Genomic DNA, 20,350 nt, shown 5'->3' on the forward strand with positions numbered 1-20,350 from the left:
CTTAGCCTCCCAGCAAGAATACTATAGAAGTTTGACGACACCTAACTTTATTGTATCACATCAGAATCGGAAAGAAATTCTTAGGTGTAAACCTTGCTGTGGTGTAAAAAACAGGCGACTGAATGATTTTCTTTCACCTCAGCGAGTGCGGGTCTATTTCTGTCACATTCAGGCATCCTGTACTGGCACCGTTCAAAGAATGGACAACCGGGCGGTAGATTGATCAAGGATGGTATTTCGCTGACATCAACGGTGAATTTCATCTTGGTCTTGGGATCTGGCAGAGGAATAGAACTGAAGAGCATCTGAGTGTAAGGATGGAGCATCTGGCTGAGTATCGACTCAGTTTTGCCAATTTCAACAATTTGTCCTAAATACATGACTGCTATAGTATCGCTCAAAAACTTAATGACGGACAAGTCATGAGATATGAACAGATATGTGAGCTTGAACTCTTGTTTCAGTTTTTTGAGCAAGTTCATTATTTGAGCTTGAACCGAGACATCGAGCGCTGATGTTGGTTCGTCCAAGACTATGAACCTTGGTCTTGTTATTATCGCTCTGGCTATGGCTATTCTTTGTCTCTGCCCACCAGAGAATTCGTGTGGGAACCTACCGACATGCTCTGATTTCAACCCAACACTCTCCAAAGTACTCAGTATGAGATCTCGTTCTTGAGACCTTGAGAGCATGTTGTGAATTCTTATTGGACGAGCCAGTATATCGTACACAGTCATGCGAGGATTCAGAGAAGAAAAGGGGTCTTGAAAAACGATCTGCATATTTCTTCTGAGTTTTCGAAATTCCTTTTCTGGCAAGTTGGTCAGATCGACCCCGTTGAAGAATATCGCACCGCCATCTGGTTTCTGAAGTCTTATAACAGTTCTGCCCAAGGTTGTCTTGCCACAACCTGATTCTCCCACAACACCGAGTGTTTCTCCTTCTTTCAGTGTGAAAGAGACTTCGTTGAGCGGTTTGATAACAAATTGCTTTCCAAAGATCCCTCTCTTCACAGCAAAGGTTTTAACAAGTTTCTTCACCTGCAGAAGCTCCATCATCTTTCACCCCCGTTGAATGGATTGAAACAGGCGACCTTATGAGCGGTGCCAGAAAGCTCGGGTACCTTCTGGTCACAAAGACCTTTGACAAATCTTTCACAGCGCGGGTGAAATCGACAACCGTTCGGTGGATCGACCAGATTCGGGACGCTGCCTTCGATCACCCTCAAGTTTTCGACCATACGGTTTACGGGGGGAATTGCACTCAACAACCCTCTTGTATATGGATGCAAAGGTCTTTCAAAGATTTCACTCACTTTGGCAAACTCGACCACATAACCTGCATACATGACCGCTACTTTATCACACAACTGCGCAACAACACCGAAGTTGTGAGTGATAACCAGCACGCTCAATCCCAGCTGTTCATTCATGTTTTTGAGTAAACCAAGTATCTGCGCCTGAATTGTGACATCCAGTGCAGTGGTTGCTTCGTCGGCAATCAACAGTTTGGGATTACAGACCAAAGCCATCGCAATCATCACTCTCTGCCTCATACCACCTGAGAGTTGGTGAGGATACTTATCGAGCAAAGACTCCGGATCCTGCATTCGGATCAACTTGAAAGTTTCAATAACTCTTTTTAAAGCCTCTTCTCTGCTTACCTTTGTGTGCGTCATGATCACATCACATATCTGTTCGCCGATGGTGAAGGTTGGATTTAGTGAAGTCATCGGTTCTTGAAAGATCATCGCTATCTTCTTGCCGCGGATCTTGCTCATTTCCTCTTCGGAAAAGCGGCTGATTTCTTCACCTTCAAACCAGATCTTACCATCGAGGTATCTTGCAGGCGGCGATGGAATCAATTTCAGTATGCTCATCGCGGTGATCGATTTACCACTTCCAGTCTCACCAACGATTCCAACTATCTCCTTTTCGTCCACAGTTAGATTCACATTCTCTATGGCTTTAACTGTACCTTCCTCTGTGTCAAAGTAAAGCCGCAGATTCTCTATTCTGAGCAGCTCACTCATCTTGTTTCTCACCTGTCCTTCAATCTTGGGTTGAGAGCATCGTTAAGACCATCTCCAAACAGGTTGAACCCCATGACCGTTAAGAACAATGCCAATCCAGGAAAGATGCCCAGATGAGGTGCAATTTCCAAGTAAACCCGTGCCATCGCTAAGTCTGTGCCCCATTCAGCCTCGGGTGGTTTAACCCCAAGCCCCAAGAAACTCAACCCCGATATCGTCAGGATCGCAGTTGCCATTCTCAGTGTTGCCTGTACTATTATCGGTGCGAGGGCATTGGGAACAATGTACCTAATCATTATAGACAAATGTGATTCTCCGATTGCTCTTGCAGCTTCAATATATTCGTTTGTTTTGATCGTCAGAACAGAAGCCCTCATGACCCTTGCAAACTGTGGAAAAGAATAGATGGCAATCGCTATTATCAGATTGGCTTTCCCAGGACCCAATGCGGCAACGATTGCGATTGCAAGGAGTATATCTGGAAACGCCATGAGTATATCGAGAAATCTCATCAAAACTTCGTCGATTACACCACCGAAGTAACCGGCAAGTGTTCCAACCACGACCCCCAACAAGATGGCGAAAAGGACCGCAGCAAGAGATATGGACAACGAAGTGCGGGCTCCGTAGATTACCCTGCTGAGTACATCTCTGCCGAAGATGTCCGTTCCGAAGAGATGTCTGAACGATGGGGCTTCAAGGCTCGAAAGAAGGTCTTGCTTGTAAGGATCCTTCGGTGCAATCAGTGGAGCCAAGATGGCAACTGCCACAAAAACTATCACGATAATCATTCCTATCAAAGCACCTTTGTTCCTGCTGATTCGCTTGAAAGTGATCGTCAGTGAAGTTTTTCCAGGCATATCAACCCCGCCTCAATCTCGGATCAACAAGTGCATAGACAATATCAACAGCCAAGTTCACCAAAACAAAACTGATCGCAATGATCATGATTCCAACTTGCACGGCTATGTAATCACGACTGAAGATCGAATCGACAACATATCTGCCCAATCCGGGCCAGCCGAAGACACTTTCAGTCAACACAGCTCCACCGAGCAGATAACCAAACTGCAGTCCAATGACCGTGACGATGGGAATGAGCGCATTTCTCAAAACGTACTTGTATATGACCTTTCTTCTGTTAATACCAAAAGCGCGTGCCGTTCTGACATAATCTTGGTTGAGTACTTCGAGCATACTCGCGCGTGTCATCCTGGCTATGATCGCTGAGGTGGCAAGACCGAGTGTTATGGCAGGTAAGATGATGTGTTCAACACCACCTTTACCACCAGATGGAAGCCATCCAAGCACGACGGCAAAGATAATTATTAGAAGGATTCCAAGCCAGAAAATTGGCATCGAAACACCTATGAGTGAGAAAACCATCGCAAAGCTGTCTACCCACGTATTACGACGAACAGAAGAGATAATTCCAAGTGAGATTCCAATGAACGATGAAATTACTATGCTGACCAAAGCGAGTTGAATTGTGTTGGAGAAACGAGGCAAGATCTCTCGGAGAATTGGCCTTTCTGTCTTGATCGATCTCAAATCATTGGTTATGATGCCTTTCATGAATCTGAAATACTGCTCGACCAACGGCTTGTCCAAACCATATTTAAGGCGAATTGCCTCTATATCTTGTTTCGTTGCGCCTTCACCAGCTATAATGCGGGCTGGATCTCCTGGTATCATGTGCATTATTGAAAAGGATATTATCGAAACTCCAATTATCACTGGCACTAAGAGCAATAACCTTCTTGTGATAAATTTGATCACTCGCAACACCCCACTTAAGATTGGGGTGTGTTGGCACACCCCAAAAGATTCACCGATCAATCCAAGCGTATGTCATGTTAAAACGTTCGGTGGGGTAGATCTTCAGATCTCTTATCTCTTTTCTCATGATTGTTGCTATCTTCATCTCGTACAAGAACATTGCAGGAGCATCTTGGACTATCAATTTTTGCGCTTGGGCATAGTGTTCCATTAGTTTCTTCTCATCGAGTTCAGTGCCGATTTTGTCTATTAGTTCATCAACCTTAGGATTGCTGTAGAAAAAGTTGTTGTATTTTGCTGTGCCTTGTGGATTGCTCATCTGATTTGTCGAATGGAAGAGTGGGAACAGAACCCAATGTCCTTCGGCAGTCCCTGGAGCCCAGCCGAGTAAGAAAAGCTGGTAGTCCCAATCTTCTGGCTTGGAAGATAGAATTTTGGCAACGTACGTACCCCACTCCATCGGCTTGACATCGAGTGTCACACCTATCTCTTTGAACATACCTTGAAGTGCAACTGCGGTTTCGTAATCGTTCAGATATCTTCCCTTCGGTGTGATAAGTTCAAGCTTAAGGTTGTTGTACCCAGCCTCTTTCAGCAATTGTTTTGCTTTTTGTGGATCGTATGGGTACAATCCAGTGGGAACATAACCATAAGTAATGCTGGACAACGGTGAATCTGACGGCTTAGCCATCTCCCTCATTATGACCTTGCAGAGCTTTTCTCTGTCAACGGCATAGTTGAGTGCCTGCCTGACTCTGGCATCGTTGAGAGGAGCATTGCGAGTATTGATGCCTATGTAGATTACCCTAACCGTTGAAATTGTTTTGACAACCAATCTTGAATCTTGGTCCAAAGCTGGAATCAACGCTGGTGGTGGATTGTACATGATATCGGCATCGCCTGCTCTAACTTGGTTGACACGAGAGACATCCTCAGGGACAACAAGGAAGGTTATACCATCGAGATACGGCAAACCTTCACGCCAATAATTTGGATTTCTCACAAGCTCGATTCTCTCGCCTACCTTCCATTCTTTGAAAATGAAAGGACCAGTTCCAACAGGGTTTCTGCCGAATAAAGCAGGATCGTTACCGTACTTTTCGATCGCTTTCGGTGAAAGAATCCATGCCGCAGATGAGGTTGCCAATCGATATAGTATTGGTGTATAGGGTTGGAAAAGCTTGAATTTAACTGTGTACTCATCCAGAGCTTGTACTTCTTTCACAACACCTTTGAACATCCCAACGTTTCTCAAAGAAGAATTCAGAACGTAATCGAAATGTTTCTTAACTGCGTAGGCGTTGAAATCTTCACCATCGTGGAATTTGACACCTTTTCTCAGATAAAACACATAGCTGGTCCCGTTTTCCATAACTTCCCACCGCTCGGCAAGAGCCGGTATGATCTTCAAGTTCTCATCTACATCGATCAGTCCTTCACAAATGTGGCTCGTGATTATGTTGCTGATCGAATCTGGGATGTTTGGACCGAGCAGTGTTGTGGCGTCAACTCCTATCAAGAATCTCAGCGTTCCACCAAACTTTGCCGCGAAAAACAACACGGTGAAAACCAAAAAAAAGATCACAAGAGCCTTTCTCACCTAAGTTCACCTCCTTTTTGCGGTATATTTAGCTGTCATTTTATCATGATGGAAAGAGCTTGTCAAGGAGGTTTATTATATGCAGGCATTGGGTGATTAAGAGCAAAATAACTATCTTTTATATCAAATGGACGTTGTGGACTAATTAACAGCATTTAGTCTTACGAAAAACATGAATCTTCAAAATATCATATGCTGGAGAAATAAAGTTGCACAAAGGGTGTGGCATCAGCCACACCCAGTTGAAATCATTTATCAAACCATGCGTATTTGACAATCACGAATTCAGTTGGTAAGATCCAGAGATCTTTAAGCTCTTTTCTGTGAACAACTACATTCGCCATATTGTAAAGGAAAATCCAGGGTGCATCTTGCACAATCATCTTTTGGACTTCGGCGTAATAGCTCAAAATCTTGTTTCTGTCTGTTTCAAAACCGATCTTGTTTATCAAATCGTCAACTTGTGGGTTACTGTAGAAGGTGTTGTTGTCACCTGTACCATTTGGATTCACATTGTCAGAATGGAAAAGTGGATACAAAACCCAATGACCTTCACCCGTTGAAGGTGCCCAACCGAGTAAAAATAACTCGTAATTCCAATCTTCGGGGTTTGTAGAGAAAAGACGATTAATATAGGTAGCCCATTCCATGGGTTTGACGTCCACGGTAACCCCTATCTCTTTGAGCATGCCTTGAACAGCAACTGCCACCTCGTAATCGTTCAGATATCTTCCCTTTGGTGTCAGCAATTCGAGTTTGAGATTTTCAAGACCAGCTTCTTTCAAGAGTTGTTTTGCCTTTGCTGGATCATACGGATATCCACCTGTGGAACTGTATCCAACGGTGTATTTTGCCAACGGAGAATCTGAAGGTATAGCAAGTCCCTTCATGATTACAGAGCACAGTTTGCTTTTGTCTATTGCATAGTTAAGTGCTTGTCTGACCCTGATGTCATTCAAAGGTGGTTTTCTCAGATTGAAACCAATGTATATGACTCTCAGGCTTGGTTCTATTCTCACGTTGAGCTTTTCATCTTTCTGCAATGTTGGGACAAGTGCCGGTGGTGGATTGAACATCACATCTGCATCGCCTGCTCTAAGCTGGGTAACTCTTGTTACGTCTTCTGGTATTATCGTGAAAGTCAATCCATCCAAATATGGTTGACCTTCACGCCAATAATTTGGGTTCTTAACGAGCTCAATCTTTTCACCTATCTTCCATTCTTTGAGCATGAACGGTCCCGTACCAACTGGATTTCTACCAAGCTTGGCAGGATCTGAACCATACTCGTCTATTGCCTTTGGTGAAACTATCAATGCGGCTTCGTGGGCAAGTCTGTACAGGAACGGTGAAAACGGCTTTGCAAGCACGAACTTGACGGTGTAATTGTCAACAATTTGAACTTCACTGACGATCCCTTTGAACAATCCAGTTCTTCTCAAGCTTCCAGAGATAACGTAATCGTAGTACTTCTTCACAGCAGCGGCGTTGAAGTCAGTGCCATCATGAAACTTGACGCCTTTTCTAAGATAGAAAGTATAGACGGTTCCATCTGACGAGATCTCCCATCTTTCCGCCAGAGCGGGGTTTAGGTTGAGCTTTTCGTCGAACTCAACAAGTCCGTCGAAGATATGTCGGCACACAGTTCCACTGATGTTGTCTGTCTGGTTGGCTGGCAACAAACTCACAGCGTCTGACCCCATGACGAATCTGAGTGTGCCACCGTACTTCACCGCAAAGGAAAGGACCGCAAAAACCACTAACAAAGCTACCAAAACCTTTCTCACAGTTTTCACCCCCTACATAAATCTTAAGCAACATTATAACACGGCAATTGTAGTTTAACTAAATAGAACTGAAAATTTCTTTAAAAGATGTGATCAAGCCGTCAAAGGGTTGTGTTAACCTTTAGAAGATAGGAGGTGTCATTGTGCGATACCTTTCAAAAGCATTGCTTTATGTAGTGTTTTTTTCTGTTCTTCACTTTGGTTACGAGTTCACTGAATTGCCTTTCTTGAAACCCTTTTGTGGAATAGATGAATCTGTCTTTGAACACATCAAGATGGGATTTTGGGCTTACTTAATCACCAGCATAATCGAGTATTTCTTTTCAAGAAAGAGGGTAGAAGCGCAGATATTCTGGTATTCACGACTCTTTTCTACCATCTTAGTTCCATGGTCGATTGTCATCGTTTGGTACATGGCACCAGCCTTTTTCGGTCACGTGGAATCAATTACCCTTGAGCTGATGTGGGCTTTTACTGTAGTCATCGTCTCTGGAATTGTTGGGATCATGCTGGAGAAAACAGTCGAGCGAGTTTCTCTAAGTTCACCTGTAAGAATGATTATTCTTGTGCTATTTGTAATGTCTGTGATATTCTATGTGAGATTCTCGTTCTCAAAGCCTTGGATAGATCTTTTCATAGACCCACTTTCTGGCGGTTAGATTCTTGACAGTTCAAGAAATTGTTTCATATCTACGCTTGACAGTTAAAAGACTTTCTGTAGCATCTTAGTGTGTTTTTACTCTTCTCGTGGGAGGGAGAACAGTGGAGAAGCTCTTTCATTTGAAAGAGAATGGTACTACAGTGCGAAAAGAAGTAGTTGCAGGTATCACCACCTTTCTCACCATGGCTTATATCGTCTTTGTAAACCCATCGATCCTCATCAACGTCATCCCTGGTGCCACACCTGGTAGTGATCTTTACACGCAGTTCTTTGGTGCCTTTATGGTTGCAACGATCTTTGGTTCCGTAGCAGCAACTCTCATCATGGCGTTGTACGCAAATTATCCCTTTGCACTCGCACCGGGAATGGGATTGAATGCCTATTTCACCTTCACTGTGTGTTTGAAGATGGGTATTGACTGGAGGGTAGCCTTAACGGCTGTCTTTGTGGAAGGTCTCATATTCATCCTCTTGACGATCACCGGTGCTCGTGGCTTTGTCGTGAAAGCAGTACCGGATTCAGTCAAACTTGCAACGGGTGCCGGTATCGGTTTGTTCATCGCTTTCATAGGATTAAAAGGAGCAGGGATCGTCGTATCTGATCCTGCAACCTTTGTAAGTCTGGGGCATCTGAGTGATCCAAATGTTGTAGTTGCGATCATCGGTTTCTTCATAATAACTGTTCTATTTGCCCTGAAGGTACCTGGAGCGATAATGATTGGTATTCTTGTCAGTACTCTCATTGGGGCTCTACCGATCTTCAACGTGACACATTATCAAGGTATAGTTGGTGCTATTCCGAGTATTGCTCCAACATTTATGAAAATGAACTTCAACCTCCAAGCTCTCGGTAGTGCAGCTTTCTGGATGGTCGTCTTCACTTTCTTCTTCGTGGACTTCTTTGATACACTCGGTACATTAACGGGATTAGCCGAATCGGCAGGATTCATGAAGAATGGTGATCTACCCAGATCATCGAGGGCATACCTTGCAGATGCTGTTGGTACTTCTGTTGGTGCTGCCTTTGGGACATCAACTGTGACCACGTACATAGAAAGTAGTGCAGGTATCGCCGAGGGAGGTAGGACAGGCTTAACGGCATTAGTTGTGGCAGTTCTGATGCTTCTAATGCTTTTCTTTTCACCACTTGCCATGACCGTTCCAACTGCTGCAACGGCACCGGCTCTGATTTTCGTCGGTGTTCTCATGATCAAGACCCTAAAGAAGATCAACTGGGACGACATCAGCGAAGCTGTGCCGGCTTTCATAACTCTTTTGATGATGCCTTTGACGTACTCAATAGCTAATGGTATAGCCCTGGGAATAATCACCTATCCTATCGTTAAAGTATTCAGTGGAAAGGCAAAACAAGTACATTGGTTAACCTGGATTTTGGCTGTCCTCTTTGTCCTGTACTTGATCTTTCTAAGGGAATAAAAGGGGCTTATGCCCCTTTTATTTGAGTGACAGTGTTCTTTCTGTACGGCCTGTCAGATAGCCAACAACTATCTCATTGAGTTTTGGGAATCTACCGATTTGTGAGTTGGTTTTGACAAGAACCGTTGAACCCACCAGACCGATCACCTGTGACGCTTCAAGATTTTCTCCTCTTTCAACAATTCTGTGAGTTTCTTTGGCATTGTCTATCGAATCTGTGTAGATAATCCTGCCTTCCTTTATGATTCCAAAGTGAGTTGCGTATTCTTCGATTTCGAAGATTTCGTGCGACGATATGAAGATTGTTCTTGCAGAGTTTGCACATTCCTTGAGCATGTTCATTATCTCAAGTCTGACAGTTGGATCGAGATGCTGAGTGGGCTCGTCGAGCACCAGAAGATCGGCTTGACTTGCCACACAAAGCCCAACAAAGAAAAGTGTCTTCATACCTATCGAGTAAGATTCAACTTTCTGTGACAGATCGAAGTTGTACCTTGCAATGAAATTGGAAAAGACTGTATCGTTCCAGCTTGGATAGAGCTTTGACCACATTCTCGCATAATCACTGGCTGTGAAGTTGCGAAAGACAATTCGTTCTTCAGGCACAACAGCGATTCTCTGTTTCAAAGTTGCACTGTGAGTTCTCTTGATCTTCTCTGTGAACAAAGATATATCTCCACCATCTGGTTCCAAGGCTCCCGTGACACACCTTATTGTGGTTGTCTTTCCAGCACCGTTTGGTCCAACCAGTGCAAAGACAGCTGATTCTTCAATACTGAAAGTGACATCGCTGAGTATTTGTTTGTTTCCCAGTTGTTTTCTCAGATGTTCGATGCGAATCATCTCTCACCACCTCTTTGAGCAAAAAGTCTGTACGCCACATAAAGGAGAACCAAAGCCATTGCTAAGGAAGCCAGAAGATTCCTTTGATAGATTGGGCTGATCAGTTTGTACGGGTTGAAGGTTGGACCAATCTTACTCGAGCCAAGCCCTCCAAGCACCAAATCTGCCAACAGGAAGAGAAAGGCTGCACCGAAAGGATCGAATCCAACACTAACGGCACTTATCACCACTCCAAAATAGGCTGAAAGAAAGATCATAGTTCTGAGTAGAATCATCCAACTGTAAAGAGTTGACTCGGCAAATGGAAGACCTATGAAAAAGGTCGTCAATACTATTGTTGAAAGAAATGCATATTCCATCCAGAATATTTCGCTCTTGGTAAAAGGTAGAAAGGTCATCAAGTCGAGTCTTTTCTGTCTGATGTCTGAAGCAAGTGAGAAAAGCAGTATGAAAAAAGAACCAAAAGCCTTCACACCAAAGTTAGGATACAGCATTACAACCATGAAAAAGAGCATACTGGGGTATTTCTCGAGCAGTTGCTTTCTAAGGTAGACATCAAATTTTTTCATTTTTCCACACCTCCTCTATCAACAAAAGACAAGTGTACAGATCAAGTCCCTTGGATTTGAGCTCGTTTACCAGAGATTTGATGTCATCGACAACCGACATGTCTACTGACAGATTCTTTGCAACAAAGTATCCCACACCCTGTTCAGACACGAGAAATCCCTCCATTTTCAACTTGTCAAGAGCCTTGAGAATTGTGTTGATGTTCACATCAAAAACACTTTCAAGTTCCCTGACCGTTGGCAGTTGTGACTCAGTTTTGAGATTGCCAAGCAAGATCTCCGATTTTATCTGATTCATGATTTGAATATAGGCAGGTACGCCGCTGTGTTTATCGATTTTTCTGAACATATCAATCACTCTCTCACAACTCTTATGCCAGAACTTTCAACGAATATTTCGGCATTCGATTGATTCCTCACCGTGATCTTTCCTCCTGTACCATTTGCCCTCACAAACAGATTTCCCTGACCAGTATGAGTTACTTTTCCATTCACTCCTGTTCCATCCACGTTGAAACTCTTGCAGTTGATCAATGTCAGATCAAAGGAAATTCCTGTACCTTTGATCCTCACAGTCTCGAATGCGATCTCTCCTTTGAGATTCACGCCAGTCCCATCTGCATACAGTGTGTCTCCTTCAAAACTACCGCTTGCGTTCACACCTGTTCCATCCAGATACAGTCTTTGAACAACCATCTTCCCCTTCAAGTTGATGGCAGATCCGTTGATATCGAGTAGCTCAATACTGCAATCACCCGTTAGGGAGATAGCTGTCCCATCCACCCTGAGTTCTTTCAGCCCTTGATTTCCAATTTCGATAACATACTTTCTGTTGGTAAGACCTCCACTGATTCTGATCTCTTCATCAAATGACGAAACAGTCAGCTCCTCGGGTACTCTGATTTCCTTTGCATCTACGAAGCGAAGTTCTACGTTTGTCACCCGCTCAATTGAGAGCTTCGGTGGGAGCTGTAAAGTTTTAGATGGTTTCACCTCTCTGAGCACTTCAGAAACAAACGGCAAGTGCAGCCAATTTTGAAAGTTCTCCAGAATGATGTGAGAGTAGTAATTTGCACTCGAGGGAATCAGGAAAAGAATGATACCCAGAACAATAAATCCGGCGAGGTGTTTAGCGTACTCTCTCAAGACAAAGGCAAAGATCAAGATGCCCAAGAAAGCCACGATCACCTTCAGTGGAAAAAAGGGTGACAGCCATCCCAAAAGACCCAGCAGGACTATCAAGAGAGTTGCCCGCAAGAACTTTGATTCTTTGATCCACTCCATCTTAACACCTCCAATGTTATAGTGTTCTACTTATATATAACACTAATCATGAGAGATATACATGTCTGTATGATTACTGTTCTGTAACGATCAAGTACTACCACCCTTTTCAGACACGGGAATTCTCTTGATCTAAGATGATTCATGTGTTATGATAGTTATCGGTAGCGTTGCCGAGGTGGCGGAAATGGCAGACGCGCATGACTCAGGATCATGTGGGTTTCTCCCGTGCGGGTTCAACTCCCGCCCTCGGCACCAGCAGAGGCCGCAGAGTCGGCCTCGAAGTTTTATAATGGAGGTCATCTGTTGGAAGTTGTTCAACTCTTTGATCTGCCAATCACAATAGTGGAAAGACAGGAACTTCTTCAGTTGCTTGCCCAGCGGATCTGCAACAAAACAAAGACCTTTGTGGTTACGGCAAATGCCTCTATCGTAGTAAAAGCATTTGAAGATACTCTATACAGAAAAGCCCTTCAAAGAGCAGATCTGATCTTCCCCGATGGCGTAGGAGTAGTTTGGGCAATTAAGAAAATTCACGGCAAAAATTCGCAGAGGATAACCGGAATAGACACTATGATAGAGCTTTGCAGGATCGCACAGCAAAAAGGATGGCGTATCTTCTTGCTCGGTGCAAAATCTGAAATTGTTGCCAGAGCTGCAGAGAATCTCAACAGACAATTCAACAACATCGTATGTGGTTTCTATCACGGTTACTTCACTGGAGATGAACCACTTGAGATCATCAACAAAGAGAATCCAGAACTCATCTTTGTCGGCATGGGAGTGCCAAGACAAGAACTATGGATAAGTGAAAACCTTCCAAAACTGAATGCCGTTTTTGCAATGGGAGTTGGAGGATCCTTTGACGTGATTTCAGGCTACAAGAAGAGAGCTCCAAAACTCATTCAAAAGCTGCATTTAGAGTGGCTTTACAGGTTCTTGCAGTCACCGCTTCAGAAGAAAAACGTGCCACGAGATGTCCTTAAATTCATAAAGATAGTGTTATTTGATCGTTGATTTGGCTTTCATCATAATGAATATTGTGACAACCGAGGAAAGTTCCATCAGCATAGAAAAACTCACTAAAAGATAAAGCGATCTTTCGTACAGAACACCCATCAAGAAGCTACCGAGAAACCACGAAAAACCAAAGACTGTGTTGAAAACCCCATAAGCTGTGCCACGCTTCTCTATAGGCACTATCTGTGCCACAACTGCTTTCAGTATAGACTCTTGCGCACCCATACCAACACCCCACAGACTAACGCCCAGTACTAAGAGAGCTATGTTCTTCGACAGAAAGATAAACGGTGCGAAAAATGCCGCAACCGATGAGGAGATTATCAAAGCTGTCATACCTTTTTTGTCAAAGAGTCTGCCGAAGACTACTGCTGCCACGGCGTCTATTCCCATCGCAACTGAGTAGAACAGCGGAATTAAAGAAGCACTCAACAGATTGGTTTTTGAAAGGTGATATCCAACCAAGGCAAAGTCTGAAAAACCAGCGGCGATGAAAGAGATCGCTATGAGATACCACAAAAAACGCTTTGTTATAGGCTTGTTCGACTTTGCTGAAACTGGTTTTTCAAAATCACTCGGCTTCGGGAATAGAATTCGACCAATTGTCAAAAGCACGAGTACGACAATGGCTGGTATCAACAACAAAGAAAAAGAGAATCTGTATCTCGATAGCTCATCTCCTGTTTTCAGTACCAGGACAATCGATAGCATCAGGGGACCTGCGACAGCACCTATTTGATCGAGAGCCTCTTCGAGCCCAAACCCCCAACCTGCACCCACCTGTTTTGCTGCGAAAGAGGTCATCGTGTCTTTTGCAGGTTTTCTAATAGCCTTACCAACTCTTTCGGCTATCAAGAGTAAGACCGCCATCTGCCATTTTCCAACGACAGCTAATGTCGGAATCGCAAACAAGTTGACCAGATACCCCAAAAATGTCAGCAACCAATAGCGTCTTGTTCTGTCGGCAAAGTATCCTGTAACAAGTCTAAGCGCATAGCCTATGAACTCTCCCAAACCGGCTGTAACAGAGATGATCGTTGCACTGGCACCGAGAAGGCCAAGGTATGGTCCTGAAATGCTTCTTGCTGTCTCGTAGACAATGTCTGAGAAGAGGCTGACAAAACCCATAAGAATTATGAACTGCATTGCACGTTTGGTTTTCAAGACACTCACCTCTGTGCACATAATAGCACCGGCGGGAACACAACGCTTTACAATATAGTTTATTATTGTCATAGGTGAGGTGTATTTTGGATGAAGATCAAAAAACTTGATCCCTCAGTTGTGTCGAGAATCGCGGCTGGAGAAGTGGTTGTGGGAACACACTCTGTGGTGAAGGAATTGGTAGAAAACTCAATCGATGCTGGTGCAAAAAAGATAGTCGTTGAATTGTTGAACGGTGGAAAAAGCGAGATAAAAGTTCAGGACAACGGTGACGGCATGGATAAAGAAGACTTGCTCAACTGTTTTCAACCCCACACAACAAGCAAGATCTCATCTTTCGAAGACATCTATCAGTTGACGTCCTTTGGTTTTCGTGGAGAAGCACTTTACTCTGTCTGTCAGGTGAGCAAAACAAGGATAATCTCGAGACCAGAAGAATCTTCAGTTGGACACGAAATCGAAGTGGTCGCAGGCAATTTGGCGTACGAAAGACCAACGGTCTGTCAAAAGGGGACAACTGTTATTGTAAAGGACTTGTTCTTCAACGTACCTGCCAGGAGAAAGTTCTTGAAATCCGCTGCTGTAGAGGCAAGAATGGCAACCGAAGCCTTTGAGAGGTTCTGTCTATCTCATCCTCAGATTCACTTTGTATTGGTGAGAGATCAAGAAGTCGTTTACAACCTTATGCCATCAGATTTGCCTGAGCGCACCACAACACTTTTCAAAGATCTTCCAAAAAACTCGTTGAAATACATAGAAATGAGTTGGAACGATATGAAAATCGATGCCTGTTTAACCCTGCCCACTTTTTTCAGGAAGAGAAGGTCAATTTATACTTATGTGAATGGACGGTATGTTGTGAACAATTTACTTTCAAGTGCTATCTACGCTGCTTATAGTGATTTCATTCATCAAAAAGAACATCCAGTGGTCATCATGAATCTTTCGATACCTGCAAGAGAGATTGATGTGAATATTCACCCACAGAAGATCGAAGTGAAGTTTTCGGACGAAGATAAGGTATTCAAATTCGTTCGCGATACAATCAAGAAATCATTTGAAAAGGTCATCGTACATCAGGTTCCGATAACCCAACCCGCACAAAAGATCTTTGAGCCAACTGTTGTTTACAAGACGAACGAAAGAGAATACGTCGAACCAATTCAGATTAAGGATCAACGCATTTTGGAACCGATTGACTTCAGGATCGTCGGAACAGTCAGAGGAAGGTATATAATTGCTGAATCTTCAGACCAATTGCTCATAGTTGACTTTCACGCAGCTCATGAAAGGTTGATATACGAAGAGATGATTGAGTCAATCGAAAAGATGCATTCGGTTTCTTTGCTTGTAAACTACGAATTCGACCTTAAAGAGAGCGAAGTTGATCTACTTCAAAGTACGGAGCTGTTGAAGAACATAGGTTTTGACTATCAGCTGAAGGGACAGAAGATCATCGTAACCGGTATTCCCAAATGGTTGGATCAACGAGATATCAAGGATTTTGTCGTTGAAAGCATCGACGAAATGAAGTTGATAGACATCATAGGTCTAAGCGAGGTTATCAAAAAGGTCATTGCAAACCTTGCTTGTAAGAGCGCACTGAGAACAAGAGATAAACTTGATAACGATCAGGCATTCTTTTTGGTGAAGAAGATTCTTGAAAAGAAAATCAGTACATGTCCTCATGGCAGACCGCTGATCTTTGCCATGAAGTTCACTGAACTGGACAAATTCTTTGAAAGGATATGATTTTGTGGAAGGGCTGATCATTCGAGAGGTAAGATTGTCTGATGCTGTACAGATTGTCAATTTCAAAAAAATGGTTTCACAGGAATCCAAGTTTCTTCTGACCTGCCCTGATGAAGTGGAGGACTTGATAGACCAACGGAGGATGATAACGCTTTACCTGGGCGATCCAAGGAGAATCTTCTTGGTGGCTGAATATTTCGGTGAAATTGTTGGAATGATAACGCTTTACGGTTCTAATAGGCGAAGAATCGTGCACAGAGGTGAGTTAGGCATAACTGTCAGAAGAGACTTTTGGGGAAAAGGCATTGGTACTTCACTGATGCACAACTGTCTGGCAATTGCAAAACAGAAAGGCTTTAAAAAGATCCAGCTTGAAGTAATGGCAAATAACGAAAGGGCTATACGACTCTACAAGAAGTTTGGTTTTGAAGTTGAAGGAGTCATGAAAAGAGCAGTCTGTGTCGATGGTGAATACATCGATTTGGTGATGATGGGAAGATGGTTGGGAGATTGATCAAGAACTCTGTTCTCTTTGTGGTTTTGCTTTTTTCTGGACTGATACCGACGATCTTGCTCCAAAGACAGATCAGAGCTGACTTTAACCAAGTGAATACATCATTGCTGAAAAGTTCTGCAGCCTTCATCGAGATGTCGATCGAAAGACAGATCGAAAGTGCTCCCACACAGGCAGATAGAATCTTAGCCAAATATGCGGAGCTCGCACAGCGACTGGGCGGAGTGTTTTTATACGATGAAGAACTGAAAAAGACTATCGTCTCCCTTCGGCAGGACAACAGCGTAAGAACTGTTGCAATTTCTTTCGATATTCAGTTTGATGACCTTATGTATTTTGTAACAGACACTGCTGGAAGGATTGTAGCATCATCCAACAGAGTATTAGTAGGGGAAAGATCAATCGGTGTGGTGAAGATTGAGAAAACCGGAGAGATTTTTGAAGCAAGGTATAGAGGACTGAACCATTTGGCACTCGCAAAGAAAAATCTCTCTTACGGTTTTACTGTCGTTGTACTGACACCTTCGAGAGATATGAGTTCTGTTATCTTACCAATCTTGATTTGCATTTCTTTGACCTTCACGGTGATCCTGGTCACAGTCTTAGATCATCATAAGAAGAAGTTGCTCGCACTCGAAAGAGACATCCAGCAACTATTGAATGGCTCTGAGGACAGTTTTGCAGTGAAAGATAAGCGATCACCGCAGTTCATCAACGAACTTAGGCAGAAGTTGCTGAAGAAGGATGAACTCCTGAAAAAGACAGTCGAAGAGCTCATGAAATTGAAGGAAGTTCTGGAAAAAATCAAGCAGAAGGAATCATAAGTTTTGAACAAAGACTAATATCTGTGCCACAGCGACATACAGATCGTCTGGTATTTCTTGGAGAATCTCGAGCTTGTACAATCTCCTCACCAGCTCAGGTGATGAGACTATTGGGATACCTGCTTTCTCTGCCTCTTCGATGATTCTCTTAGCAAGATCATCTTTGCCCTTTGCTATCACAAACGGTGCATCAGCCTTTTGTGGGTCGTATCCAAGTGCCACGGCAAGTCTATGCGTATAATCCATCTTTCAAACCTCCCGTATTGATGAAAACATTTCTAAAATGCTTGCTGAGTAATTCTCTTAGACTCTGTATCTGTTCAAAGTTCAGTTTGTAGTCGTTCACCTTCACCGTAATAGAGTCGGCTAAGACTATCCCATCGATGCATAGAGTTTTAGATTGTTTGATACAATGTATCCTGAAAGTCATTCTCTTTCTATCGATGAAAAGGTGATGAAGTCCACCATCACCGACCAAACTTCTGAAAACATAGGGATGTGAAACTGTCAAGACCCACAAGCCGAAGGCTTCCATCTTCTCGCTTGTCTCACCGTTCTTGTAATAAGCACCCAACTCTTCAAAAAACCATTTTGGTAACTGCCCTAAACGTCTTTCAATCTGTTCGATGAGCTTTACCAAGAATGGAATGTCATAGTCGTTCAGAGGTTTACCAATGTTCTGCAGTAAAGGTTTTAGCTCCTCAAGTGGTGGCAGAGGCTCCGGAGCATTGAAGAGTCTCTCTGCCAGGTAAACCTTCTGGCTCGTCGGTTGATCGGTTATTCTGACTATCTCACCAACCTCTGGTGGTCTCTTCCGCACCTTGAGAATGGTTTCACCATCTTGCGTCCTTATCTTTATCCACTTACCGAACCTATCAATTACTACGCCTTCCATCTAAATCCTCCGTTATTAATATCGTCAGCTCTCCGAAAAAACAATAACACATCGACAAGTGATATGATTTTCCTAAAAAGGAGGTGAGATTTTGCAAATAACTCAGTTCTTTGAGCCAGGAACACCTGCAGCTATACTCGCATGGGGACAACTCGGAAGTTCCCTGGCAAAGACAACCTATGGCATCCTCAGACACAGTAGAGTCTTCAAACCAGTGTGTGTGATAGCTCAACAAGAGGGAAGAAGAATCACCGATTTTGTGTCGCCTGTTAGATTCGATGTACCGATAGTTGACAGTGTCGATAAGGCGGTCCGTCTTGGGGCGAAGGTGTTGTTGATCGGAATATCCAATGTCGGAGGATATCTTCCCCAAGATCTGGTGACTCATCTTCTCAAAGCCATTGAGTACGGTTTGGATATCGTTTCAGGACTGCACATCAAGTTATCCGAGACAGAACCATTCTCAACGCTTTCAAAGATGGCAAAATGCAGAATAATTGATCTACGTCACTCCAACGAGAGATTGAGAATCTTCAGTGGTGATATACTCAGATCGAAAACGATACGAGTTTGTGTTCTTGGAACGGACTGTGCAACTGGAAAGAGGACCACAGCTGTACAGCTTTGGGAGAGTGCAATGAAAAGGGGACTTCCTGCAGCCTTTTTGGCAACAGGACAAACAGGCATTATGATTGGTGCTGATGAAGGTGTTGCCGTGGATGCAATAATAGCAGATTTCGTACCTGGTGTTGTTGAAGGACTTGTTCTCAAACTCGAGCAGATGGGGAAACGTCTTATCTTTGTGGAAGGCCAAGGTGCGCTCAGACATCCTGCTTACGGTCAAGTCGCCCTTGGTTTGATCTACGGTTGTATGCCTCAGTACGTCGTCATGGTGCACGAGCCGAAGCGGAAAAATTTTGAATTCTTTGAGCAATTCCATAGCTCACCCGATCCTCACAAGGAGATCGAATTGCTCAAGAGATTGATCAACACAGAGGTTCTTGGGATTTCTTGTTTAGAGGAAGGCTATGAATGTGAGGGTTATACTGTATTCAATCCTTTTGATGAAAAACAAATCTCAAAGATCATATCGAAACTGGAGGTGGTTTTGTGAAGATACAATCAGTTTGCTTCAGAAGAGTTCTGTATCAGTACTTTGAGCCATTCACGATCTCGCTGGGAACACATGAAGAGCAGGAAAACATTGAGGTGGCTGTGAGACTCGAAGATGGTACTGAAGGCTGGGGAGAGGCGTCGGCATTGTTTGTAATTTCAGGTGAAACACCGCAGATGCTTGAGAAGATGGAAGAGACAGTAAAAGAAATGATAGTTGGAAAAGATGTCGAAGGATATATGAACCTGTTCAGCATAACACAGAACCTTCGTGCAACTCCATCTATAAAGGCAGCAGTGGAATTCGCAATCATCGACGCATTTTGCAAGATTAACTGTATTAAGCCATATCAGTTTTTTGGTGGAGCCAAGAACAAACTTGAAACAGACAAGACCGTTGGAATAGAAGACCTTCAGACTACTTTGTCTAAGGTAAAGCGAATCTACAACGAAGGCTTCAAAAAGATAAAGATAAAGGTCGGTAGGGATGTCAAAGGTGACATAGAGAGAGTTGTCAGATCAAACGAGATTGCACCAGACGCAAGTTTTGTTGTCGATGCCAATCAAGGTTTCACGCCAAAGGAAGCAGTCTATTTCATCAAGGCACTCGCCGATGAGTCTGTGAATGTTGACGTCTTCGAGCAACCCGTTTTCAGATATGACATAGATGGTTTGAGATTTGTGCGATGGAACAGTCCTTACCCAGTTGCGGCAGATGAGAGTGTTTTCACAAAATATGACGCACTGAGAGTGATTAAAGAAGACGCAGTTGATGTGATAAATATCAAGTTGATGAAATCAGGCCTGAGTGACGCACTGGCGATAGTTCAGATCGCTCAAGCCGCAAACGTGAAACTCATGATTGGCTGTATGGGTGAAAGTAGCCTTGGTATCAGGCAGAGCGTTCATTTTGCTGCAGGTACAGGAGCATTTACGTATTACGATCTGGACGCACATCTATCTCTTAAAGAAGAAAAGTTCAGAGGAGACTTCATACAAGAAGGTCCCTTTATTCTTTTAGATTGAGGACTGCAACAAATTAGACTTAAAAAGTCTAATATAAACGTAAACCACACC

21 protein-coding genes and 1 tRNA gene are annotated in these 20,350 nt (G+C 43.4%); 9 read left to right on the forward strand and 13 right to left on the reverse strand.

Annotated elements, in window-relative coordinates; all coding sequences use genetic code 11:
* Positions 1-80: 80 nt before the first annotated feature.
* The 6 genes from ACSFC1_RS05680 to ACSFC1_RS05705 form a co-directional block, all read right to left on the reverse strand.
* On the reverse strand, positions 81-1,040 hold the full coding sequence (locus ACSFC1_RS05680; protein WP_435565150.1) for an ABC transporter ATP-binding protein: 960 nt from the start codon (positions 1,038-1,040) through the stop codon (positions 81-83).
* Between the two features lie 14 nt (positions 1,041-1,054).
* Positions 1,055-2,032 carry an ABC transporter ATP-binding protein gene (locus ACSFC1_RS05685; protein ID WP_435565151.1) on the reverse strand — a complete coding sequence of 326 codons (978 nt, stop codon included), beginning with the start codon at positions 2,030-2,032 and terminating at the stop codon, positions 1,055-1,057.
* An 8-nt stretch (positions 2,033-2,040) separates the two neighbouring features.
* Positions 2,041-2,892, reverse strand: a complete 852-nt coding sequence (locus ACSFC1_RS05690) for an ABC transporter permease (RefSeq protein ID WP_435565152.1) — start codon at positions 2,890-2,892, stop codon at positions 2,041-2,043.
* A 1-nt stretch (position 2,893) separates the two neighbouring features.
* On the reverse strand, positions 2,894-3,811 hold the full coding sequence (locus tag ACSFC1_RS05695; protein WP_435565153.1) for an ABC transporter permease: 918 nt from the start codon (positions 3,809-3,811) through the stop codon (positions 2,894-2,896).
* A 49-nt stretch (positions 3,812-3,860) separates the two neighbouring features.
* Positions 3,861-5,411 (reverse strand): glutathione ABC transporter substrate-binding protein, encoded by a 1,551-nt coding sequence (locus ACSFC1_RS05700; protein WP_435565154.1) that lies wholly within the window; start codon positions 5,409-5,411, stop codon positions 3,861-3,863.
* 248 nt (positions 5,412-5,659) lie between these two features.
* A complete protein-coding gene (locus tag ACSFC1_RS05705; protein ID WP_435565155.1) occupies positions 5,660-7,198 on the reverse strand; it encodes a glutathione ABC transporter substrate-binding protein in 1,539 nt (512 codons plus the stop codon).
* Between the two features lie 143 nt (positions 7,199-7,341).
* On the opposite strand from ACSFC1_RS05705, the gene ACSFC1_RS05710 reads away from it, so the two are divergent.
* Positions 7,342-7,857, forward strand: coding sequence for a DUF6512 family protein (locus ACSFC1_RS05710; protein WP_435565156.1), 516 nt, complete (start codon positions 7,342-7,344; stop codon positions 7,855-7,857).
* A 103-nt stretch (positions 7,858-7,960) separates the two neighbouring features.
* A complete protein-coding gene (locus ACSFC1_RS05715; protein WP_435565157.1) occupies positions 7,961-9,295 on the forward strand; it encodes an NCS2 family permease in 1,335 nt (444 codons plus the stop codon).
* 18 nt (positions 9,296-9,313) lie between these two features.
* Here ACSFC1_RS05715 and ACSFC1_RS05720 read toward each other — a convergent pair whose 3' ends face one another.
* The 4 genes from ACSFC1_RS05720 to ACSFC1_RS05735 are packed head-to-tail and all read right to left on the reverse strand — an operon-like array spanning position 9,314 to position 11,991.
* Positions 9,314-10,138, reverse strand: coding sequence for an ABC transporter ATP-binding protein (locus ACSFC1_RS05720; protein ID WP_435565158.1), 825 nt, complete (start codon positions 10,136-10,138; stop codon positions 9,314-9,316).
* Complete coding sequence (locus ACSFC1_RS05725) at positions 10,135-10,707, reverse strand: hypothetical protein (RefSeq protein ID WP_435565159.1); 573 nt, start codon at positions 10,705-10,707, stop codon at positions 10,135-10,137. The genes ACSFC1_RS05720 and ACSFC1_RS05725 overlap by 4 nt, the downstream gene beginning before the upstream one ends.
* Entirely contained in the window at positions 10,694-11,056 is a 363-nt protein-coding gene (locus ACSFC1_RS05730; RefSeq protein WP_435565160.1) for a GntR family transcriptional regulator, read from the reverse strand. Before ACSFC1_RS05730 ends, ACSFC1_RS05725 begins: the two co-directional genes overlap by 14 nt.
* Positions 11,057-11,061: 5 nt before the next feature.
* Positions 11,062-11,991, reverse strand: a complete 930-nt coding sequence (locus tag ACSFC1_RS05735; RefSeq protein ID WP_435565161.1) for a hypothetical protein — start codon at positions 11,989-11,991, stop codon at positions 11,062-11,064.
* A gap of 172 nt (positions 11,992-12,163) precedes the next feature.
* Between ACSFC1_RS05735 and ACSFC1_RS05740 the strand changes: the two genes are divergently transcribed.
* Positions 12,164-12,249, forward strand: a tRNA-Leu gene (locus tag ACSFC1_RS05740).
* Positions 12,250-12,297: 48 nt separating this feature from the next.
* On the forward strand, positions 12,298-13,008 hold the full coding sequence (locus tag ACSFC1_RS05745; RefSeq protein WP_435565162.1) for a WecB/TagA/CpsF family glycosyltransferase: 711 nt from the start codon (positions 12,298-12,300) through the stop codon (positions 13,006-13,008).
* Here ACSFC1_RS05745 and ACSFC1_RS05750 read toward each other — a convergent pair.
* On the reverse strand, positions 12,994-14,175 hold the full coding sequence (locus ACSFC1_RS05750; RefSeq protein ID WP_435565163.1) for an MFS transporter: 1,182 nt from the start codon (positions 14,173-14,175) through the stop codon (positions 12,994-12,996). The genes ACSFC1_RS05745 and ACSFC1_RS05750 overlap by 15 nt on opposite strands.
* Positions 14,176-14,265: 90 nt before the next feature.
* On the opposite strand from ACSFC1_RS05750, the gene mutL reads away from it, so the two are divergent.
* Genes mutL through ACSFC1_RS05765 form a run of 3 tightly spaced genes read left to right on the forward strand, consistent with a single transcriptional unit; the run spans position 14,266 to position 17,265 of the window.
* Complete coding sequence (gene mutL, locus ACSFC1_RS05755) at positions 14,266-15,927, forward strand: DNA mismatch repair endonuclease MutL (protein WP_435565164.1); 1,662 nt, start codon at positions 14,266-14,268, stop codon at positions 15,925-15,927.
* Between the two features lie 4 nt (positions 15,928-15,931).
* A complete protein-coding gene (locus ACSFC1_RS05760) occupies positions 15,932-16,441 on the forward strand; it encodes an N-acetyltransferase family protein (protein WP_435565165.1) in 510 nt (169 codons plus the stop codon).
* A complete protein-coding gene (locus ACSFC1_RS05765; protein WP_435565166.1) occupies positions 16,426-17,265 on the forward strand; it encodes a hypothetical protein in 840 nt (279 codons plus the stop codon). The genes ACSFC1_RS05760 and ACSFC1_RS05765 overlap by 16 nt, the downstream gene beginning before the upstream one ends.
* Here the strand turns inward: ACSFC1_RS05765 and ACSFC1_RS05770 are convergent.
* The gene (locus tag ACSFC1_RS05770; RefSeq protein ID WP_435565167.1) at positions 17,260-17,511 is read right to left on the reverse strand and encodes an EscU/YscU/HrcU family type III secretion system export apparatus switch protein; all 252 of its coding nucleotides are present in this window, start codon (positions 17,509-17,511) and stop codon (positions 17,260-17,262) included. The genes ACSFC1_RS05765 and ACSFC1_RS05770 overlap by 6 nt on opposite strands.
* Positions 17,495-18,160, reverse strand: a complete 666-nt coding sequence (locus tag ACSFC1_RS05775) for a hypothetical protein (protein WP_435565168.1) — start codon at positions 18,158-18,160, stop codon at positions 17,495-17,497. The genes ACSFC1_RS05770 and ACSFC1_RS05775 overlap by 17 nt, the downstream gene beginning before the upstream one ends.
* A gap of 91 nt (positions 18,161-18,251) precedes the next feature.
* On the opposite strand from ACSFC1_RS05775, the gene ACSFC1_RS05780 reads away from it, so the two are divergent.
* Both ACSFC1_RS05780 and ACSFC1_RS05785 read left to right on the forward strand, forming a co-directional pair.
* Entirely contained in the window at positions 18,252-19,274 is a 1,023-nt protein-coding gene (locus ACSFC1_RS05780) for a DUF1611 domain-containing protein (protein WP_435565169.1), read from the forward strand.
* Positions 19,271-20,299 carry an L-Ala-D/L-Glu epimerase gene (locus ACSFC1_RS05785; protein ID WP_435565170.1) on the forward strand — a complete coding sequence of 343 codons (1,029 nt, stop codon included), beginning with the start codon at positions 19,271-19,273 and terminating at the stop codon, positions 20,297-20,299. Before ACSFC1_RS05780 ends, ACSFC1_RS05785 begins: the two co-directional genes overlap by 4 nt.
* The last annotated feature ends 51 nt before the right edge of the window (positions 20,300-20,350 follow it).

This window comes from Pseudothermotoga sp. U03pept (assembly GCF_051235805.1).
Classification (GTDB): Bacteria; Thermotogota; Thermotogae; order Thermotogales; family DSM-5069; genus Pseudothermotoga_B.

What these genes read in the sequence shown, in the direction of transcription:
- mutL (WP_435565164.1), top strand. Translation starts at nt 14,266, where the DNA reads ATGAAGATCAAAAAACTTGATCCCTCAGTTGTGTCGAGAATCGCGGCT.
- ACSFC1_RS05735 (WP_435565161.1), bottom strand. Translation starts at nt 11,991, where the DNA reads ATGGAGTGGATCAAAGAATCAAAGTTCTTGCGGGCAACTCTCTTGATA.
- ACSFC1_RS05720 (WP_435565158.1), bottom strand. Translation starts at nt 10,138, where the DNA reads ATGATTCGCATCGAACATCTGAGAAAACAACTGGGAAACAAACAAATA.
- ACSFC1_RS05770 (WP_435565167.1), bottom strand. Translation starts at nt 17,511, where the DNA reads ATGGATTATACGCATAGACTTGCCGTGGCACTTGGATACGACCCACAA.
- ACSFC1_RS05730 (WP_435565160.1), bottom strand. Translation starts at nt 11,056, where the DNA reads ATGTTCAGAAAAATCGATAAACACAGCGGCGTACCTGCCTATATTCAA.
- ACSFC1_RS05775 (WP_435565168.1), bottom strand. Translation starts at nt 18,160, where the DNA reads ATGGAAGGCGTAGTAATTGATAGGTTCGGTAAGTGGATAAAGATAAGG.
- ACSFC1_RS05690 (WP_435565152.1), bottom strand. Translation starts at nt 2,892, where the DNA reads ATGCCTGGAAAAACTTCACTGACGATCACTTTCAAGCGAATCAGCAGG.
- ACSFC1_RS05685 (WP_435565151.1), bottom strand. Translation starts at nt 2,032, where the DNA reads ATGAGTGAGCTGCTCAGAATAGAGAATCTGCGGCTTTACTTTGACACA.
- ACSFC1_RS05725 (WP_435565159.1), bottom strand. Translation starts at nt 10,707, where the DNA reads ATGAAAAAATTTGATGTCTACCTTAGAAAGCAACTGCTCGAGAAATAC.
- ACSFC1_RS05765 (WP_435565166.1), top strand. Translation starts at nt 16,426, where the DNA reads ATGGTTGGGAGATTGATCAAGAACTCTGTTCTCTTTGTGGTTTTGCTT.